Consider the following 18,154-nt stretch of genomic DNA (forward strand, 5'->3'; position numbering starts at 1 on the left):
ATGGGCAGGCCTCCCCATCGGTCCCGGTGATTGAGCCCGTCGAAATCGTCGTAATCTCAGCAATGAATTGCCAGTTTCCTCAATCGATTTGTATGGTTCAGCTATGACTTTGGGGAAAACAGTAAAAAAGGCCGTCATTCCTGCTGCCGGACTGGGAACTCGCTTCCTGCCCGCCACCAAGGCAATGCCGAAGGAAATGTTGCCGGTTGTTGACCAGCCCGCAATCCAGTACGTGGTGGAAGAAGCCGTCAAAGCAGGCTTGGATGATCTGCTGATGATCACCGGACGCTCGAAGCGCGCCCTGGAGGACCACTTTGACCGCGCACCGGCTCTAGAGCGCACCCTGGAGCTGAAGGGCGACCTGGAGCGCCTGGAGGCCGTCCAGCACGCTTCCAGCCTGGCGCCGCTGCACTACCTGCGGCAGGGCGATCCGAAGGGCTTGGGCCACGCGGTGCTGTGCGCCCGCCAGCACGTCGGGGATGAGCCGTTTGCGGTCCTGCTGGGTGATGACCTCATAGATGCCCAGGAGGACCTCCTGAGCATCATGATTGACGTCCAGGCGAAGACCGGCGGTTCTGTAATCGCCCTGATCGAGGTGGACCCCTCGCAGATTAGCGCCTACGGCTGCGCGGACATCACCGCAGTGGATGGCGAGGACTACTTCCAGGTGAACCGGCTGGTGGAGAAGCCGTCGGTTGATGAGGCTCCGTCCAACCTTGCCGTCATTGGCCGCTACGTGCTGCACCCGGCGGTGTTTGACGTGCTGGAGAACACGGAACCCGGCCGTGGCGGCGAGATCCAGTTGACGGACGCCCTGCAGACCCTTGCGACCACTGAGGGTGAGGGTGGCGGTGTTTATGGCGTGGTGTTCCGTGGGCGCCGCTACGACACCGGGGACAAGCTCAGCTACATCAAGGCTGTTATCTCCATCGCCTCGGAGCGCGTGGACTTCGGTGAAGAATTGAAGACGTGGATGAAGGAATTCGTGAACGAGTAAGTCGATTCATCAATCGCTTTTCGACAGGCTCAACGTCAGCTGGCGTTGAGCCTGTTGTCGTTTGAGCGGCAATACTCCGGCTCGGGCGGCCAATGCTCCTATGACACAGCCGGCCGTGTTTGTGACGAGGTCCAGCGGGCTCGCGAAACGGCCGTGAAGAAAAAGCTGCTGCCCGAGCTCCATGCAGCCGGAGACCACCAGCCCGAAGGCGCCAAGCTGCCAAAACCTTTCCCTTGGGAAAGCCAGTGAAGCAGCTGCGCCGAGCGGCATGAAGAGCACCACGTTTGCCGTGGCCTCAATTAGCGAGTAATTCACCCAGCCTGGAATTCCTAGGGCGTGTATGAGGAAAAGGAACCCCCCAAGCTCGCCCTGGATGGGTTTGTCGACGGGGCTGGGCCAGAAGGCTACTAGAGCCAGTGGCGCCATCATGGCAGCGAGGACTTGCCGCCACAGGTGCGGTCGTTCGAGGCGATTCAAACATACCTCAGGATGTCCGGAGGAGTGCCAAGGCTGCTACTCCGACAGTAGCGGCGGCTAGGAGCCCCAAGAGGATGTAGGGGAGTGCTTGCGGAGGGGGAAGCGGAAATGCGAAATTGAATTGCCAGCGTGGTCTCCGCCAATGTCTCCCCATAACTCATATGAATACCACATTCGTAGTTGAGCTTGTCGAAAACCTTAAAGCAGAGGGTGGGTGGTTCTCCGGTTTACCGGAGAACCACCCACCCTCTTTGGTGCTTGTTGGTTTAGCCTTACGCTGCGGCCTCAGCCTTGGCGCGGCGGCGAACTACAACTACTGAGGTTGCGCCGGCGGCCAGTGCGCCTGCGCCTACCAGAGACCAGAGAACCAGGCTGGCGTCTGCACCGGTATTGGCAAGACCGGTTCCGGTGTTTGCCAGCGGGGCACCGCCGGTGTTGGCGAGGCCCGTACCGGCAACGGTTACGACGGCGGTTGCAGTCTTACCCGAGGTCAGGCCCGTCGCGGTCAGCGTGTAGGTTCCGCCTTCGCTGATGCTCAGCGGGAAGGCGAAGGCGCCGTTGGCGTCAGCCGTGGTCGAGAACGTCTGCGGTGCCAGCGGCAGGGTGATCTTGGTCGGAACCGTGCGGCTACCGTTGGAAACGCTTGAGCCGTTTGCTGCGGGCGGGTTGCCCGGAGTAACGGTGATGGACAGGCCTTCGCCAGCAAGGAAGCCGTTGCCGCGGAAGACGAACTGCTCGCCCGGGCCAACGGTGCCGTCAGATACTGCGGCGTTGGCCGGCGGTGCCGGGTAGGTGGCTGCGACGGCCGGAACGGCGCCGATAAGTGCGATGGAACCTGCAAGTGCGATTGCTGCGAGTGATTTCTTCATGAGTCCCCCTGAGACCGTAAATACGATGTGTCACGTGATTGGTGGAGATTTCCGAGACCGTCGAGTGACCGTAGGTTGAAATCTCATTTGCTGTGCCCAAGTAGACGTTAGCATCCCGTGACGGGTGTTACCAAAGTGAATCAAGTCGCTTTACATACTGTTAACGCGATGTCTACTTCCCGGGAACGCATTCTGCCGGTTTGGTGCCAAGAACGACGTCTTTGACTGGTTGAACGGTCGGTGTGACTACCAAGTTAGGTTCTGTGTGCTGGACTATTTTTCCGAAAGTCAGCTCGACAGTGCTGCTTTGGCCAGGCGCCAAGGTTACTGTCACGGCACCCACGGGCCGGTTGTCATGCCTGTGTGCGGCGAAATCCGTTTTTTTGCCATCAACGGTCGCGGTTTCGACGTTCGCTTGGACTGGGCCGTAAGCAATGACATTTGTCTGCACTGAACCAGGCGGCACGCCAAAGACGCCGCCGCCAGTCACGTATTCCGGCAATGAGTTCGCGGCATCCGCGGGCGCTGTATTGGTGCTGGTTATGCGGACTTTAATCTGGCCGTACTCGTCACTAGTGCATTCTTCAACCAGTTGAACGGTGCGCTTGACGTAATAGTCCATCTTGGCGCCGGTGCCATCGTTGAAGTAAACGCCGAACTGGGCGGGGGAGACGCTTGGGCCCGCTATTGAACCGCTGAGGGGATACTTTGCGATGATGGATTGTTCGTCGGTCTTGTCTGACCAAAGGAGTACTCGACCCTCTGCTGTTCCGCGCGTCATGCCTTCGACGAGGGCTTTGGCATCACCCTTGCCGGTGGAGAGCGCAGCGAAGATTTCCTGGGCGACGCCGGCAAAGTAGGCGTCTTGAAGCTTTGGTTGCTCGATCTTGGAATAGACGTCGGAAAGCAGGGTCTGCACAACATTCTTTCCCGTTAATTCTCTAGGCATCTCGCTGGACAAAGCCAGTAGTTCTGGGCTGCTTACCTTGACTGGCCCGGTGGCTTCCAAAATGTAGCCCAGTGCCACAGGGTCCATCGATATCACGCCATCGACTTGTTGTCCGGTTTTTCTCTCCCACATTGCTTGCGCTGTTCGTGCTGTGGTTGGGAAATCCGGGGTCAGGTTGATGTCCTGCATGTACTTCCCGAGTCGTGCCGAGTAGATCTGCTGCTGTTCGCCGTCAACTGGCAGAGTCGGTTGCATCACGCCGACATCCCCAGCACTGCTCTGTGCGCCGAGGGAGAGTTTCCCTTGGTCGAGGGTTAGCACGGCAAGAGCTCCCGGGATGCCTCCAGAGGCGCGCACTTCGGCGTTGTTCTGGATCATAAGCAAATAGTTTCGCGGTCCTTGCGCCCCCAACATTTTGGGGGCAACCTGTGACGCGTTTGCCGAAGCATCTAGTGCTCCAGTTACAGCTCTGAGTTGCTCCCTGGCTCGTGCCAACGGTTCGGCGACTTGAGGAAGAAGGCTGTTTGAGTCAATACTATCCAGCCGTTCAGCCGAAGCGCGGACAGCATGAGCTGCCGAGACCACGCTGGGGGAGGCCGCCTGGATTGGTTCCAAGTTCGTTCCGGTGTTGCTGGGCATAAGGTTGTCCCAGTTGAGCGTGCCGAATACATTCACCAAGGGCGCAACACCCAAAGTCGATACGTCATCGGCCGTGCGGGCAACTTCTGCCACGGCACTGAAGTTAGCGCCAATGGCAGGTACTGCAGCGGCCAAAGCCCACAATGGGTCGCCAACAGCATCACGGGCCGCCGCCGTATGAGAGCGCAGACGGTCAACCGTATCGGCGGCCTCCTGAGGCTTATCGCCCGCCAGGTCCTCTCTCAAGCGAGGTATCTGGTCCGCAGCGGCTTCAAGCTCCGTCTTAACAACATTGGCCCTGTTGCCGAGCCAAAGCGCTGCGCCGGCCATCAGGGTCGCCAGCAACAACGCCGAGATCAGCAGTCGGCGCCGCTTCTGGCCACGCCGAATCAAGTGCGGTCGAGCTTCCGATTGACTGCCGATCGTGACGTCTGCTTCAGCCTTTGCTTTGGACTGCGGATCACTGCGCTCCACTGCTAGGGTCGTCCCAGACCACGGTAGGTCCAACCAGCGGCCCGCCATTTCGCAGCGTCTAGTACGTTTCGGCCGTCAAGAATCCGCGAGGAGGACACCAAGCCAGCCAATTCGTATGCATCAAGGTCGCGATACTGTTGCCACTCGGTCAGGAGAAGCAATGCGTCCGCCCCACGTACGGCCTTTTCGGTGTCTTGCTCGTATTGCAGCTCCGGGAACCTCTTAGCGGCATTGGCCAGGGCCTTGGGATCAGTGACAGTAACCACCGCTCCCTGCAACTGCAACTGGGCCGCGATGCTGAGTGCAGGCGAGTCCCTGACGTCGTCACTCTCGGGCTTGAATGCTGCACCAAGCACAGTTATGCGCTTACCAAGCAATGTCCCTTCGCAGAGTTCTCGCGTGAGTTCAACTACGCGAGTGCGACGGCGCATGTTGATGGCGTCCACCTCTCGCAAGAACGTGAGTGCTTGATCGGCTCCCAGTTCTCCAGCCCTGGCCATGAAAGCACGAATGTCCTTTGGCAGGCACCCACCTCCGAACCCGATACCTGCGTTAAGGAATTTCCGTCCGATGCGGTCGTCCATTCCGATCGCATCCGCGAGTCTTGTGACGTCCGCTCCCGCGGCTTCACAAAGCTCAGCCATGGCATTGATGAACGAAATCTTGGTGGCCAGAAAAGAGTTGGCTGCTGTTTTTACAAGCTCAGCGGTGGGGTGGTCAGCTATCAGACGTGGCGTTCCAGCAGATAGGGGAACTGCATATACCTCATCCAAAACGGCAACCGCTGGGTGTTCTTCCGAACCGTCCGCAACTCCGTAGACAAAGCGATCGGGACTGAGAGTGTCTGCGACGGCGTGTCCTTCGCGAAGAAATTCTGGATTCCATACGAGGTGGGCTCCCGGTTCAATATCTTGCACCACTTGGGACAAGCGGGAGGCGGTTCCGACGGGTACCGTGGACTTGCCGACAACGACGTCTCCCGGTGCGAGATGTTCCAGGAGCGCAGTGGCAGCCGCATCGACGTAGCTCATGTCCGCGCCGTTCTCGCCCTTCTTCTGAGGGGTTCCCACGCAGATAAAGTGCACGCGACTACCGGCGGCTGCGGACATGTCTGTTGTGAAGCTGAGGCGCCCCGTGGCTTGTACCTCCTTGAGAAGGTCCTCGAGTCCTGGCTCATAAAAAGGTGCCCGAGCCGCGGATAGCGCGCTTATCTTCCGTTCGTCAACGTCAATTCCGACGACGTCATGACCAAGTTTCGCCATGCAAGCGGCATGTACTGCCCCGAGATAACCACAGCCGATTACTGAAATACGCATTTTGTTGCCTTCCCCAAACCAGGACGGGCGGTACGAGACCGCATAGAACGGACCGGATCCCTGTTCAGACCGCGCCGGTGCTTGCAAATACTGCTTTGAAAGTTTTGAAGAGGATGACAACGTCACCCATTAGCGACCAGTTTTCCACATAGTACAGATCTAGTCTGATGCTTTCCTCCCAGCTGAGGTTCGACCGACCACTTACTTGCCAAAGTCCGCTCATACCGGGGCTTACATAAAGTCGACGATGAGCTGCATCATCGTAAAGAGCCACTTCGCCCTCGCGCTGGGGCCGCGGGCCCACGAGACTCATACTGCCACCGATCACGTTAAGTAATTGCGGCAATTCGTCCAATGAGTACTTGCGAAGAATACGTCCCAAGGGCGTAATACGTGGATCGTTTTCGACCTTAAACAGCGGTTTGTCGTCGGAACCCTGCGCCTGAAGCAATGCCTTAAGTTCGTCGTCAGCGTTAACCCGCATTGAACGAAATTTCAGCATATTGAAGGTGGTCCCACGGAGGCCAATTCTTTCCTGCCGATAAAAAACAGGTCCGGGATTGGTGAATCGAACTAGAACTGCCAATGTCAGAAAGAGCGGTGAGAGCATCGCTAGTAGAATTCCCGCAATGGTTATATCGAATGCACGCTTGGCAACCTTCTTACCGCCCGTCAGTTTTGGCGTTGATACGTGAATCAACGGCAGCCCTGCCACTGGCTGAGTGTGTATTCGCGGACCTGCGACGTCGGTAAGTGCCGGAGCCAGGATCATCCCTATGTCTCTGGCGGCCAGCTCCCAGCCCAACCTTCGGAGATCCTGTGGGTGCATATTGACACCAGCTGAGACAGCCACGGCATCGACGTTTGTATCCAATATCACGGACAGAATGGTCTCGAAATCCGTGTCAACTCCCGTTACCGGGATAGACAGGGACTTTAGACCGGGAGCCTCGACTGTTGCGCCGGGCACGTGAGCGGCAACAGGTAGATAGCCAGCAGCTGGTGCGCTTCGAAGGGAACGAACCAAGTGAGCTGCTGAGTAAGGGCCACCGATGATGAGAACTCGGGAACTGCTCCAACCCCGCGAACGCTCTAAACTCAGGTGCTGACGTACCAGCCATCGAGCGACCACCAGACCTATGGCGCCGGCTGGAAAGGCCAATCCGACAAACCCTCTGGCGGTATCGATCTTGAGTGCGTAGGAGACGATTGCCACGAAGCCGAATAGCCAAGCCGAACTGGCAATCACTCGCTTGTATTCTTCAGATCCAGAACCAAGAACACGCGCATCGCGCGAACCCCAAAATTCGAGCATGAACCACCATGCCAAAATCAGAGCAGCAGATAATAGGACGTAGTCGATATCACGAACGCTTCCGTCACCGATTTCCGTGAAACCGAAACGAATTCCGAATGCACCGGCAATGGCCCAGGTTACAACGCCTGCATCGACAAGCCGCAGGCGTGCCGTGTATCGAAATCGCCAAGCTGCGGACTTGGTTGACATTTGTTCATCTCTTGTTGCTTCAGTTTTCACGCCTTCAGAGCCCCCATCCTCAAATCTTTTAGGATCTGACGCGGTCGACGTTAGCGCGATACCACTCGACTGTTCGCAATACGCCTTCGCGCAGGCCAATTTGGGCTGTCCAGCCTGCTTTTGCCAGTTCGGATACATCCAGGAGTTTCTGAGGTGTGCCGTCCGGTTTGGTGGTGTCCCAGACCATTTGCCCGTCGTATCCAACAGCATCCGCCACAATCGCTGCCAGTTCCTTGATCGTTATATCGGTCCCGGTACCTACGTTGATTTGGCCGGGCCCATCGTAGTGCTCGAGGAGGTGAAGGCAAGCGGCAGCCATGTCGTCAACATGAAGGAACTCGCGGCGAGGTGACCCGGTGCCCCAGTTTGTGACCGTAGATGCACCCGACCTGGCGGCCTCGTCATACCGCCGTATGAGTGCCGGGAGCACATGGGAACCCTCGGGCGAAAAGTTGTCTCCGGGTCCGTACAAGTTCGTAGGCATGGCGGAAATCCACGGCAGGCCATACTGCCGGCGAACCGCTTGTATTTGCATGATCCCGGCAATTTTGGCGATTGCGTAGGCATCGTTCGTCGGCTCAAGATGACCGGTAAGGAGAGAGTCTTCCCGAATCGGTTGCTCAGCAAACTTTGGATAAATACAGGATGAGCCGAGGAATAATAGTCGTTCGACGCCGTACCGGAGCGCGGCGTCAAGGACGTTTACTTGTATGCGGAGATTGTCACTCAGGAAGTCAACCGGATAAGTGCTGTTGGCGAGGATGCCGCCGACCTTGGCGGCCGCGAGCACCACATACCGTGGTTTCGTATCCGCGAAGAATGCGAAGACTTCATCGCGATCCTTCAGATCAAGTTCTGAGGAGGTCCGGCCGACGAGATTAGTGAAACCTTCGGCTTCCAAATTCCGCCAAATGGCAGAACCTACGAGGCCACGATGTCCAGCAACATAGAATGTGGCCGACCTATCAAGCTGACTAGGTGTGAATTCAGAAGACTTAGTCACGACTGTTTCCAAGTCGCAAGGTCAACGGTGTCGATCCAGTGATTGCCGGCGTGCTTGAGGGCTTCGATGTCAGCGTCCACCATGATCCGTGCGAGTTCCGGGGTGTGGACAGACGCCTTCCAGCCGAGCTTCTCCTGAGCTTTGGAGGCATCCCCAACAAGTGCATCAACCTCAGTCGGCCTGAGGTAGCGTTCGTCGAAGCGTACGTGATTCTCCCAGTTAAGGCCCGCATGTTCGAATGAAATCTGCAGGAAGTCGCGAACGGTGTAGTTTCCGCCGGTGGCAAGAACAAAATCGTCAGGCTCATCAGCTTGAAGCATTCGCCACATGCCTTCCACGTACTCTGCGGCGTAGCCCCAGTCACGGACTGCATCCAAGTTGCCCATGTACAGCAAGTCTTGTTTTCCGGCCTTGATCGCAGCGACGGCTCGTGTGATCTTGCGAGTTACGAAAGTCTCGCCACGTCGTGGTGATTCGTGGTTGAACAGGATGCCATTGACTGCGAACATCCCGTAGGCCTCGCGATAGTTCTTGGTTATCCAGTAGCTGTATACCTTGGCAGCGCCGTATGGGGAACGAGGGTAGAACGGCGTGTCTTCGTTTTGCGGAGGGGGAGTGGCGCCGAACATTTCAGAGGAGGATGCCTGATAGAACTTTGTCTCGATGCCAGACATGCGGACTGCTTCGAGGAGACGCACACTGCCGACACCCGTCGTGTCAGCTGTGTGTTCCGGCTCGTCAAACGAGACGCGCACATGGGACTGTGCCGCGAGGTTATAGACCTCGTCGGGCTGAATTTGGGCTAGAAGCGTTACCAGACGTGCTCCGTCGCTCAGGTCGCCGTAGTGTAGAAAGAGCCGTGCTGCCGTGTCGTGCGGATCAACATACATGTGGTCGATCCGAGCGGTGTTAAAAGTAGATGCCCTGCGGATGAGACCGTGGACTTCGTAGCCCTTGCTTAGGAGGAGCTCGGCCAGATATGACCCGTCCTGACCCGTGATGCCGGTAATTAGTGCGCGCTTAGTCATGGTGCCCCCAGATGCGATTTAAGATCATTCGCGTAGCCTAGCGGCTGCGCGTCGATGCCAGGCTTTGTAACGCATGAATCATACGGCCAAAAGCACTTGCCGCGGAAATTAGCCGCTCTGAGGCGTTCAAAAGTTACATTGCGCCGCTGAGTCCGAACTGAGGTAAGGCTACCTTCGAGACCACTGCGTGGTGGCTTTCAAGCAGTCACCTGAGCTGAGCGAACGGTCCCCACGATGGTCGCTGGATTGCCGGCAATTATGGAATTGCGGTCAAATGAACCAGATACGACCGAGCCAGCCCCAACTACGGAATTATCGCCAATGTTCGATCCCTTGAGGATAATTGAGTTAGCTCCGATGAATACATTCTTCCCTATGACCACAGCGTGCTTTTCCAGTGCCGGCGGCATCGAGTCATAGCGTCGCTCTTCAGAATGAATAGGGTGAAAGTCGGTATCAACGATTGTGGCATTGGCGCCGATCAGGCATCCGTTGCCAATTCGGATTGACGTCGCTGCGACCACAGTTGCGCCGCTCATCCCGCAGTCGTCACCAATTACGAGGGTGGCTCCAGGCTGCACGGTTCGAATCACCGCTGGGTGATTCACACCTATAACTTGGAAAGATGCCCAGGATACTGCTACGAACCGGCTACCTATGGTGATCGAGGAGCCTTCCCGTCGTGAAACGACTGGTAGCCCGACGAACTTGGATCCTGCAAGCCCATCAACACCTTTACGTCGTAAATTGAGGACGGCAATGAGGGTGATGAAAGCAATGAGCCGATTCTTCATGAATAATTCCTTTTATCAGATGCATCAAAATTTCGACTAATGTTCTGCCCTAGTATGCGTTTCCATGCCATTCGGATGCTTGGTATCACTTGCAGAACTAACATTGAAATTGCCATGCAAACGTATGGCGCCGCCGCTCCAATTGAGGGGATGCTCCAGATTGTGCCCGCAACGGTGCAGAATGCCACTTGAAACACTAAGAGGGCCTGAATCCACAGCCCTCTGGAATCGTTCAAAAGCATCGCGCTAGGCTGGTGAACGGCTGTGACTAGTAGGTAGGCGCCTGCCCCCGCCGTTAGCAGCAGACTGGGCGAGACGGATCCCCCGGTAAGAACCAAGGCAGCAGAGGGCACAACGGCGAAAAGACCGGCGGCAAAGACCGTGCCTAACAGAACGAAGATGAGGATATGTGCACGAAATGCACTAAGTTCTAACGTACTCACATGAAGTTCGCGGCGGTACCTTGACCAAAGGTTCTGCCCCACGACACTTGTCACGGCCAACATAGGCCCGAGGAACTGTGCCACAAGCGAGTAACTGGCAACGTCTTGAGTTGTTCCGAACTGGGAGAGCAGGATCCTATGGCTTTGAAAACCAACCGTCATGCCAACGGAGATTAGGAGAAAGGGGGCGGCTGTTCGCCACAGGCTCTGTCCGCCGTGCTCCGACCGAGCCAGAGATCCAAACGGAATATTGAGGCGCAGCCCGAATCTTCTTCTCGCTATTATATAACCAACGAGAGCAGTGGCCAGATAAGCCGTGCCTGGACCTATGAAGTAATATTCAACCGGAGCATTCATAAGCCAAAGTGGGAGGTAAAACCCGATCTGCAGAATTGGTCCTACAAATCCAATTTGTACAACAACTTTCATTTTTCCAAGGCCTTGCAGAACCCGCGCCCCCAAGCCGAGTGGTATGGAAAGAGCTATACATAAGAATGTGTAGAAAGCCCCCTCCGTAATTCCCGGTGTTTGTGAAAGGTTTCCAAGCAGGAGTGTGTAGACGCCGCCCGAATAGCCCAATGTTGCCAGTACAGCAAGAACTATCAAGAACATGACCATGTAGTCTCGCGCCTTGGAAAGATGCCAACGGTACTGCATCCGGGAAAGTTTTCCGGATGAACGGTCGGCGGTCGCATTAACGACACTGGCTCCCATACCCAGATCTGCAAATGGGAGGAGGTTGACGAGGGATGCGATCAGAGCATAAGACGCATATGCCTCGCTTCCATGCTGGCGAGAGAGGACTGCGATTGCGAGTATATTTGCGCCAAAACCGGCGGCAAGCGTGGCTAGTCTGAAGAGCGCTGTGCCCCCAAGGTCAAACTCTTTTGCGCGGGTTATCAGGGTCCTCAATGCTCGGCCTTAGCGTGCCATTTTCGATAACCGCGAAAACCGGTCCTGAAGCTTTGCCGCCAGGAGGCGAGGCGATTTGCCTGCCGATCTTACGGCCCAGCCGAGCGCCCGGGCGTGTTGACCATTAGCCCACGCAGCCTTGGCCGCGCGGTTATAGGCCGCGGACGCCACATCCGACTCGCTCAAAAGTACAACCGGAGTGTTCGTAGCTTCTGCGTAGTAACCGCGGATCCTCTCCTTGTCGCGGAGCGCTTGGCTGGGCGCGTGGCTCGATTTGCCGGCGAAGAGACGATAGAGGGTCGACGGCTCATCATGGACTTCTATCTGCCCAACCATGGAGAGTCGAATTACGAGTTCATAGTCCTCAGCGAATCGAGTGGACAGAGCCTGCGTGACCAACTGTTCGGCGGCCTCCAAGGCGCTTCTTCTGATCACTGACGCGGCGGGGGGCCAGGGGCCGAAGCCTACGGTGATAAGCGTCTGAGTCGTAACTTCAGTGTAAGAACGCTTGAGGAGTCGAGACCGCCCATTGGGCAACACTCCAATGACCCGTCCGCCTGCAACGCAGGCGCTTGGATTCGCCTTAAGCAACTCGATCGATCGGTTCACACCTGCCGTTATCAGTTCATCATCTGCATCTAGCAAGACGATAAATTCGCTGTTTGAGGCAGAAATGCCGGTGCGACGTGCCACTGACGCGCCGGCGTTAGGCTGCTGGATTACTTCCGCCCCGGAATTTCTTGCGACAGATGTAGTCGAATCTGTGGATCCGTCATCGACGACAAGGACGCGGCAGTTGGCCAAATCGTGGCAGCTTTTAATCGCACGCAGGATTGTCGCTTCGGCGTTGAACGCGGGGATAATTACGGTTATATTGCTCATTTCGTCATCTCGATCCTGCTATGGTGACGGTCGGACTCGATCTCCGAAGTGGTCGACGCAAAATCCTGTCGACCATTGTGAACCCGCAAAAGAATATGGATAACGCTGAATCTAAAGTAGCGGAGCTTGTTACCTTTATTTTTGATATTGATCGCGCTCGAATCATGTCCTGGTAGTGCGCCCACGCATTTCGAGTTGATCCGGCGCCTCCCGCGTCGAAGTCGCAGAGAACTTCCGCCCATACGCTTGGCAGTGATTCCATCGACGCCCGCATCATAAATTCTTGGTCGGCCGTTAGCCCAAATTCAGTGTCATATCCGTTTAGGGCCCAGAAAAACTCACGAGAGAAGACTGATGCTTGGTGTGGAATTATTTTACCGCCGATGAGGAATCGAGCATGCTCGAAAGGAATCTGGCCAGCGATTCCCAAGGTGTCCTTGTCGTCAACGATTCGGCTAAGGCCATAGCCCCAATCAAATTTGTTTTTAGAGAATTCATAGGCAACGAAATCGGTACTAGAGTTCGAATGAAATATATCTGCTGAGTGCATGAACCACAGCAGGTCGCCCGACGCAATTTTCGCACCCTTGTTCATGGCATCATAGCGACCATTATCGCGTTCACTTACCCACTGCACCGACCCGTCCAGACTCTCTAGAAATTCCCGGGTTCCATCCGTGGAGCCACCATCGACGACGATGTGTTCGATTTCGGCATAACTCTGCTGTTGCACACTGTTTACGGTCTTGCGCACCCCTTCAAGATCGTTGTAGGCGATGGTGATTACACTTATCTTCATTCTGTGCTCTTCTTAGGGGAGAGGGGCTGAGGGCTGCTGGGTCCAACAGCCGCGACGTAGGCACTTGAGAGCGGCGCGTAGGCGCTGCTTGGCGCGAGCGTATTCGCCAATTCAAGGGTCTGCGCTGCAACCTGCTGGCGGAATTGGTGGTCTGAGAAGTATTGCTTAACGGATTGGGACAAATCTGCAACTGATCCGTTGACCGTGAAGTACCCCAATGATTCCATCGTAGGAATTGCGCGTGCAATGACCGGAACGCTGTTGGCCGCCGCTTCTGCAGCGGATATCGGCGCCGCTTCCCATGATCCCGTATGCAGATACAAATGCGACTCAGACACCAAACGCCGGGCTTGCCGTGGTTCGACCCAACCGCTGACTCGAACCCCAGAACTCAGAAGTTCGTTTCGTAGGTCCGTGTCTCCGTCGCCCACCCAATGGAAGTCGATTTCGCCCCGGCATTCGCGTGCCACCGCGGCAAACAGGCGCGGGTCTTTCTGATTCCCAATGCGCCCTACCATTGTCACGGATGGAAGAATCGTTTTATCAGTTGTGAGATCGGATTCTGTCACGACATTCGGCACGTAGTGGACATCCATTTTGGAATTAAGCGACTTTCCTAGGCGTGCCTCATGTGGGCTTACTGCCACCAGCACTTGTCGCCGACGTGCTAGAACCCATTCGGCCATCCAAAGGGTGGCGCGCCAGGCTACGTTCTTGTCTTTTCTTTCGAATGCATAACAGTGTGGCGAGTATGCGATGGGAAAGGCACGGGGGATAAGAAGTCTCGAAAGCCCAGCAAAGCTCGAATGCAGGTGCACCACGTCCGGACGCTCAAGGGCGACTTGACGGCGCACCTCCAAGAGATACTTCAGCATTCCACCGGTGTATTCAACTACACGGGTATCACTCGTGAACTCTCCCGAGGCCTCGCCAGTCCGTGGTCGCCCTAGTACAACGTGCTCCAGAGCAGGGAGTATCTGGGTGTACTTTGAGATCGCATTCTGCACCCCCCCGCCCATAGCCTCAGTGACATGTAAAATCTTCAATCCGGAACCCCCAAATTGGCCTTAGTTAGTTAGTTAGTGTTGGAGGGATGGGTAGCAATTGAGCGAACGGTAGCTATCAGGTCCTCGTGCATTTCCTGAATTTTCACTCGATTAACCTCGATGATGTTCCAGAAGTCGTCCGGGTGTGCACGGATCCGATCCATGAGGTCATTTATCTGCGGAAGTGTCGCGTCTCTGGCGTTTAGGACGAAGTCTCCGAGCCCCAGGTCCTCATATGCACCCCAGCCCTTGCGCTCGTAGCTGAGATGTATTGCCGGAAACCCGGCGATGAGCGACGACAACGCGCCGTGCAGTCGCGTACTTACAATTATTCGCGGCGCATTGTCGGCCAGGACTGCTTTCATCGTCCGAGGCTCCTGGTTTCCCAGCCTTTTCGTAAGGGGGTAATCATCGTTACCCCCTCCTGTCGATTGGAGTGCCCACTCGAATTGGCCCGATTTACTTGCTTCGTCCAATAGTCCGTAGTAGTTCCGCGGTTTTGTGAGTTCTCGGGCAATAAAAACGGGTTTCGCACCCAGCGCGAGTGATGCCCGAGGGTGTTGTGGTGCCGAGGCCAACTCAAGAACCGCCATGTCTGGCATTCGAACGATGGAGGCAACATCAGAAAATTCGCTTACGGACCTATCGTCCCTGGCATATACGGTGTGGACTTTTGCAAGGTTCTTGGCTATGGCGCGCTTGTATAGACCCAAAAACGGCCCGATGCTCTGTGACAGGTAGATGGCCTTCTGGCCTTCTCCAGCAGCCAGACGTAGCTGCCCGAAGTGAGCACCCCAGCTCTTGATTGCGGGTCCGAGACTTCCTCCCCTCAAGTAGCCGCCACCCACAGCAACCACCAGGTCGGCTTCACGGACTAGTGCCTGAATTGACTCGGAGCCGCCCAGGACGCCTGTCGCGAGCATTGCGAGGCGGCGCGGAATTCTCGGTGAATCACCGACGACTGGGGGACCCCATTGCTTGTATTCGTCGCTTTCGAACGCGCTTGCGTCCGAAGCTATAACACGAAAATCAGCCGATCCTAGGGCTTTCAGAACTGTCGCGCGGGCAAGCTCAACCAGCAGACCATCGCCGGAGTTCTTGGGACTGTAGGCGTGAAGCAATAAGACTTTGGGATCGTCAGACGTCCAAGTATTCAACTATTGCGCTCCTTGTATCTAGCTCGTGGATGGACTCGAGTGCGTATTCGAACGCACGTGAGCGTTCTTCTTCATCCTGGGATAGTTGCGTGACGGTTGTGGCAAAAGAGTTGGCGTCGCTGAACATCCAAGTTGGTCCGCTCGACGCTAAATCGTGGAAGACATCTATATTAGATGTGATGGCACCGCGACCACGTGCGCGGGCTTCCCATATTACGAGCGGGTTTAGTTCCCAACGGCTCGGCATGAATATTGCGTCGCACCAATCGAAATATGAGTCAATGTCGTCCACATGGGGAATCATTTCCACTCGATGAGGTTCGTCTATTTCTTGGACGATTTTAGAAATCTTGGCTTTTTCGTCACCATCTCCCAAGCAAATCAGGTGAATCGGCATTGAAGTAGCTGCCAGCAATTCAGGAATCCGGTCGAGTCCCTTTTGTTTCGTAATTCGCCCAGCAAAAACGAGCCTCAAGCAGTCTAAGCTTCCAGTTCGTGGCTGCGTCTTCGGGCGATCGGAGAACGAAATAAGATTGTGCTCGAGCTGAGTGTTTCTCGATGTTCCGAACTTCCCGTCGATGAGTTCGGTAACCGCCCTTGCCGAGGGAGCCGTAATCAATCCCGCTGACTTGACTCCCCTTTTTACCAGCAGATCTTCCAAGCGTCCCTGAAGACCGACGGAGTCCTGGGATGGCAGCTGATGAAATGTTGCGGCAAGTCGTTTGCCTTGGAGCGCGGCGCTTGGAAGTAGTCCGAGTACAAGGTGACTCGCGCGCATCAGTGAATAGACCGACGTTGCATCTTTGAGGAGAGGATGAAGCTTCTTACCAGCGGTCAGCACACCGAAGATACTGCGTGGACAGTTAAGCTCGACAGTTGTTTGCACGAGCTTTTTCACTGGTTCGTGGTTCCGGCTTCCCGAGAACAGAATTACCAGAGTCAGCTCGTCCGAAGGCAACTTCTGAAGAAGATTCTCGAGAGCGCCTTGAGCGCCCCCGCCTTCGAGCCAAGGGACTACGACTAGGGTGGACTTGCTTTTGTGGGAGGGCGCTTCAGGGGATGTCACAGTAGGAGACCTTTATCTGGAGAAACTCACTTGGCGGAGGGTGTGATTTACCGCAGTTCGAAATGAGTAGAAGACGCGCTAGGGGGCGGCTAGTGGTTGTTGAGCCCTTGAGGGAACGTGCGTGCCTCGCGGGTCACACTTAGCGCTTCGTCGTCGTCGTGATTTGAACCCGAGAATTTACGATCGACGGGGGTGCCCGGCCTTATTGAATGGTTAGTCCCGCCACGTGAATTCTGCCGCAGGATTCCTCGAGCGGCTCTAGCATCAGAATTTGCACCGACGAAATTTTCACTCGGTTGGTTGGCCTCTGCACTGTAGTAGGCGTAGGAGTAGGCGTCAGTTGATTTCATTTGCAGCCTGTTGAGAACTACACCGAGTACCTTGGCATCCACGAGATTGAGCGTTTCTAGAGCTTTCTGCAAATCCTGGGTGCGGGTCTTTTGCGCGCCGACGACGACGACGACACCACCAGCATGCTGAGAAAGAACAGCCGCATCCGTCACGGGCAATAGGGGTGGAGCGTCGACCACGATCGTGTCGAAAGCTTGCTCAAGCCGTGAAAGCAGGATCTTCATTTCTTCTGACCCAAGAAGTTCACTGGGATTGGGGGGAATCTGCCCCGAAGTGAGGACGTACAGGTTGTCTTGACCCCACGGCTGCAGAAGATCGTTTATGTCAGCGGCTCCCAGAAGAGCAGTCGTTAATCCAGCGTTTCGCTCAAGGCCCAAGTATTCGCCGACCATCGGACGCCGGAGGTCAGCGTCAACGAGACAGACTGATTGGCCTGCCTCGGACAGCGCGATGGCAAGATTTGTTGCCGTCGTACTCTTTCCTTCTCCCGGCAAGGAGGATGTGACAACGAACGTCTTAGCGTGGCCGGCCACGTTGGCAAATTGAAGGTTGGTGCGAAGCTGTCGAAATGACTCAGCACGAGGGCTCTGAATGGCAGCCTGAGTCAATAGGGGCTTCTTTTGCGCATCAGCTTCAAAAGCGATGCGCCCCAACAGCGGCGCATCCGTGACATTTCGAAGGTCCGGTTCACCCTTGATTCGCGTGTCCAAGATGCTTCGAAGAAGGGATAGACCAAGCCCCAAAATCAATCCAGCCATAAGTCCAAGCAAAATGTTGAGCTTTGTGTTGGGTGCGGAGGGTGCCGTTGGAGCCGTGGCAGGGGTTATGACTGAGAGACTGATGGGGGAGGATCCGCCCGTCTTGGGCCTCTCAAGCGTGTCTACCGCTTTAATGAGACTGTCGGCCACGGCTTGAGCGGTGGCTGCCGCCTGGACTGCCGATCCATCCGTAACCGAAATATTGATTAGGACAGTATTCAAATCGGATGATGCCTTGACTCGGCTGCTGAGGTCACCGGCAGATATTGGGAGTCCGAGGCTGTCGATGGCTGGCTGCAGCACAACAGGCGTCGCCACCGTTTTCACGTATGACTGAACCCGGGCTTGACTAAACGTATTCCCCTGCTGCAATTCCTGGACCGAACCGGAACTTTGGATGGAAACAAATAACTGAGTTTCGGCCGTATAGGTGGGCTTAATAAGCACGGATGCGCCACCAGCAATGCCGGTTCCAAGTAAGGCAAAGGTCGCTATGAGAACCCAGTTAGTGCGTAGGATGTGTAAATAGTCGCGCAGGTCCAACCGTGGCCCCCTGGTCTCACGATCTGGAGATTTGCCGCATGGCACGTCCCCAGAACGGCTTTATTCTTGCGGTCAGTCAAATTGTACCTGCTGAGGTTTCACGTAACTGACATC

At 55.9% G+C, this 18,154-nt stretch carries 16 protein-coding genes; 1 reads left to right on the forward strand and 15 read right to left on the reverse strand.

Annotated features, from left to right (window positions below; all coding sequences use genetic code 11):
- Window positions 1-103: 103 nt before the first annotated feature.
- Window positions 104-997 carry a UTP--glucose-1-phosphate uridylyltransferase GalU gene (gene galU, locus BS38_RS0114770; protein WP_028271521.1) on the forward strand — a complete coding sequence of 298 codons (894 nt, stop codon included), beginning with the start codon at window positions 104-106 and terminating at the stop codon, window positions 995-997.
- Between the two features lie 9 nt (window positions 998-1,006).
- Here the strand turns inward: galU and BS38_RS0114775 are convergent, their stop codons facing one another.
- From BS38_RS0114775 to BS38_RS26770, 15 genes are all read right to left on the reverse strand, one after another.
- Complete coding sequence (locus BS38_RS0114775; RefSeq protein ID WP_231511259.1) at window positions 1,007-1,312, reverse strand: VanZ family protein; 306 nt, start codon at window positions 1,310-1,312, stop codon at window positions 1,007-1,009.
- A gap of 434 nt (window positions 1,313-1,746) precedes the next feature.
- Window positions 1,747-2,343, reverse strand: coding sequence for an LPXTG cell wall anchor domain-containing protein (locus tag BS38_RS0114780; RefSeq protein WP_028271523.1), 597 nt, complete (start codon window positions 2,341-2,343; stop codon window positions 1,747-1,749).
- A 172-nt stretch (window positions 2,344-2,515) separates the two neighbouring features.
- On the reverse strand, window positions 2,516-4,405 hold the full coding sequence (locus BS38_RS26460; protein WP_231511260.1) for a DUF4012 domain-containing protein: 1,890 nt from the start codon (window positions 4,403-4,405) through the stop codon (window positions 2,516-2,518).
- A gap of 2 nt (window positions 4,406-4,407) precedes the next feature.
- Entirely contained in the window at window positions 4,408-5,721 is a 1,314-nt protein-coding gene (locus BS38_RS0114790; protein WP_028271525.1) for a UDP-glucose dehydrogenase family protein, read from the reverse strand.
- Window positions 5,722-5,785: 64 nt separating this feature from the next.
- Window positions 5,786-7,228 carry a sugar transferase gene (locus BS38_RS25245; protein WP_081818909.1) on the reverse strand — a complete coding sequence of 481 codons (1,443 nt, stop codon included), beginning with the start codon at window positions 7,226-7,228 and terminating at the stop codon, window positions 5,786-5,788.
- Window positions 7,229-7,286: 58 nt separating this feature from the next.
- Complete coding sequence (locus BS38_RS0114805) at window positions 7,287-8,261, reverse strand: GDP-L-fucose synthase family protein (protein ID WP_028271527.1); 975 nt, start codon at window positions 8,259-8,261, stop codon at window positions 7,287-7,289.
- Window positions 8,258-9,289: a GDP-mannose 4,6-dehydratase gene (gene gmd, locus BS38_RS0114810; RefSeq protein ID WP_028271528.1), complete on the reverse strand. Its 1,032-nt coding sequence runs from the start codon at window positions 9,287-9,289 to the stop codon at window positions 8,258-8,260. Before gmd ends, BS38_RS0114805 begins: the two co-directional genes overlap by 4 nt.
- 197 nt (window positions 9,290-9,486) lie before the next feature.
- Complete coding sequence (locus BS38_RS27825; RefSeq protein WP_081818910.1) at window positions 9,487-10,083, reverse strand: acyltransferase; 597 nt, start codon at window positions 10,081-10,083, stop codon at window positions 9,487-9,489.
- The gene (locus BS38_RS27115; protein WP_156037131.1) at window positions 10,080-11,438 is read right to left on the reverse strand and encodes a lipopolysaccharide biosynthesis protein; all 1,359 of its coding nucleotides are present in this window, start codon (window positions 11,436-11,438) and stop codon (window positions 10,080-10,082) included. The genes BS38_RS27825 and BS38_RS27115 overlap by 4 nt, the downstream gene beginning before the upstream one ends.
- 9 nt (window positions 11,439-11,447) lie before the next feature.
- Entirely contained in the window at window positions 11,448-12,320 is an 873-nt protein-coding gene (locus tag BS38_RS26745; RefSeq protein ID WP_081818911.1) for a glycosyltransferase family 2 protein, read from the reverse strand.
- A 4-nt stretch (window positions 12,321-12,324) separates the two neighbouring features.
- The gene (locus BS38_RS26750; RefSeq protein ID WP_081818912.1) at window positions 12,325-13,119 is read right to left on the reverse strand and encodes a glycosyltransferase family 2 protein; all 795 of its coding nucleotides are present in this window, start codon (window positions 13,117-13,119) and stop codon (window positions 12,325-12,327) included.
- Window positions 13,116-14,138 carry a glycosyltransferase gene (locus BS38_RS26755; RefSeq protein WP_081818913.1) on the reverse strand — a complete coding sequence of 341 codons (1,023 nt, stop codon included), beginning with the start codon at window positions 14,136-14,138 and terminating at the stop codon, window positions 13,116-13,118. The genes BS38_RS26750 and BS38_RS26755 overlap by 4 nt, the downstream gene beginning before the upstream one ends.
- A gap of 56 nt (window positions 14,139-14,194) precedes the next feature.
- Window positions 14,195-15,322 (reverse strand): polysaccharide pyruvyl transferase family protein, encoded by a 1,128-nt coding sequence (locus BS38_RS26760; protein WP_081818914.1) that lies wholly within the window; start codon window positions 15,320-15,322, stop codon window positions 14,195-14,197.
- Window positions 15,303-16,220 carry a glycosyltransferase gene (locus tag BS38_RS26765; RefSeq protein WP_156037133.1) on the reverse strand — a complete coding sequence of 306 codons (918 nt, stop codon included), beginning with the start codon at window positions 16,218-16,220 and terminating at the stop codon, window positions 15,303-15,305. The genes BS38_RS26760 and BS38_RS26765 overlap by 20 nt, the downstream gene beginning before the upstream one ends.
- A 257-nt stretch (window positions 16,221-16,477) precedes the next feature.
- Entirely contained in the window at window positions 16,478-18,040 is a 1,563-nt protein-coding gene (locus tag BS38_RS26770) for a polysaccharide biosynthesis tyrosine autokinase (RefSeq protein WP_081818916.1), read from the reverse strand.
- Window positions 18,041-18,154: the final 114 nt, after the last annotated feature.

Source organism: Arthrobacter sp. UNC362MFTsu5.1 (assembly GCF_000685965.1).
Lineage (GTDB): Bacteria > Actinomycetota > Actinomycetes > Actinomycetales > Micrococcaceae > Arthrobacter.

Excerpts from the sequence above, each read along its gene's own strand:
- BS38_RS0114780 (WP_028271523.1), bottom strand. The coding sequence starts at position 2,343 with ATGAAGAAATCACTCGCAGCAATCGCACTTGCAGGTTCCATCGCACTT.
- BS38_RS25245 (WP_081818909.1), bottom strand. The coding sequence starts at position 7,228 with ATGTCAACCAAGTCCGCAGCTTGGCGATTTCGATACACGGCACGCCTG.
- BS38_RS26750 (WP_081818912.1), bottom strand. The coding sequence starts at position 13,119 with ATGAAGATAAGTGTAATCACCATCGCCTACAACGATCTTGAAGGGGTG.
- BS38_RS27825 (WP_081818910.1), bottom strand. The coding sequence starts at position 10,083 with ATGAAGAATCGGCTCATTGCTTTCATCACCCTCATTGCCGTCCTCAAT.
- BS38_RS26755 (WP_081818913.1), bottom strand. The coding sequence starts at position 14,138 with ATGGGCGGGGGGGTGCAGAATGCGATCTCAAAGTACACCCAGATACTC.
- BS38_RS0114790 (WP_028271525.1), bottom strand. The coding sequence starts at position 5,721 with ATGCGTATTTCAGTAATCGGCTGTGGTTATCTCGGGGCAGTACATGCC.
- BS38_RS26745 (WP_081818911.1), bottom strand. The coding sequence starts at position 12,320 with ATGAGCAATATAACCGTAATTATCCCCGCGTTCAACGCCGAAGCGACA.
- galU (WP_028271521.1), top strand. The coding sequence starts at position 104 with ATGACTTTGGGGAAAACAGTAAAAAAGGCCGTCATTCCTGCTGCCGGA.
- gmd (WP_028271528.1), bottom strand. The coding sequence starts at position 9,289 with ATGACTAAGCGCGCACTAATTACCGGCATCACGGGTCAGGACGGGTCA.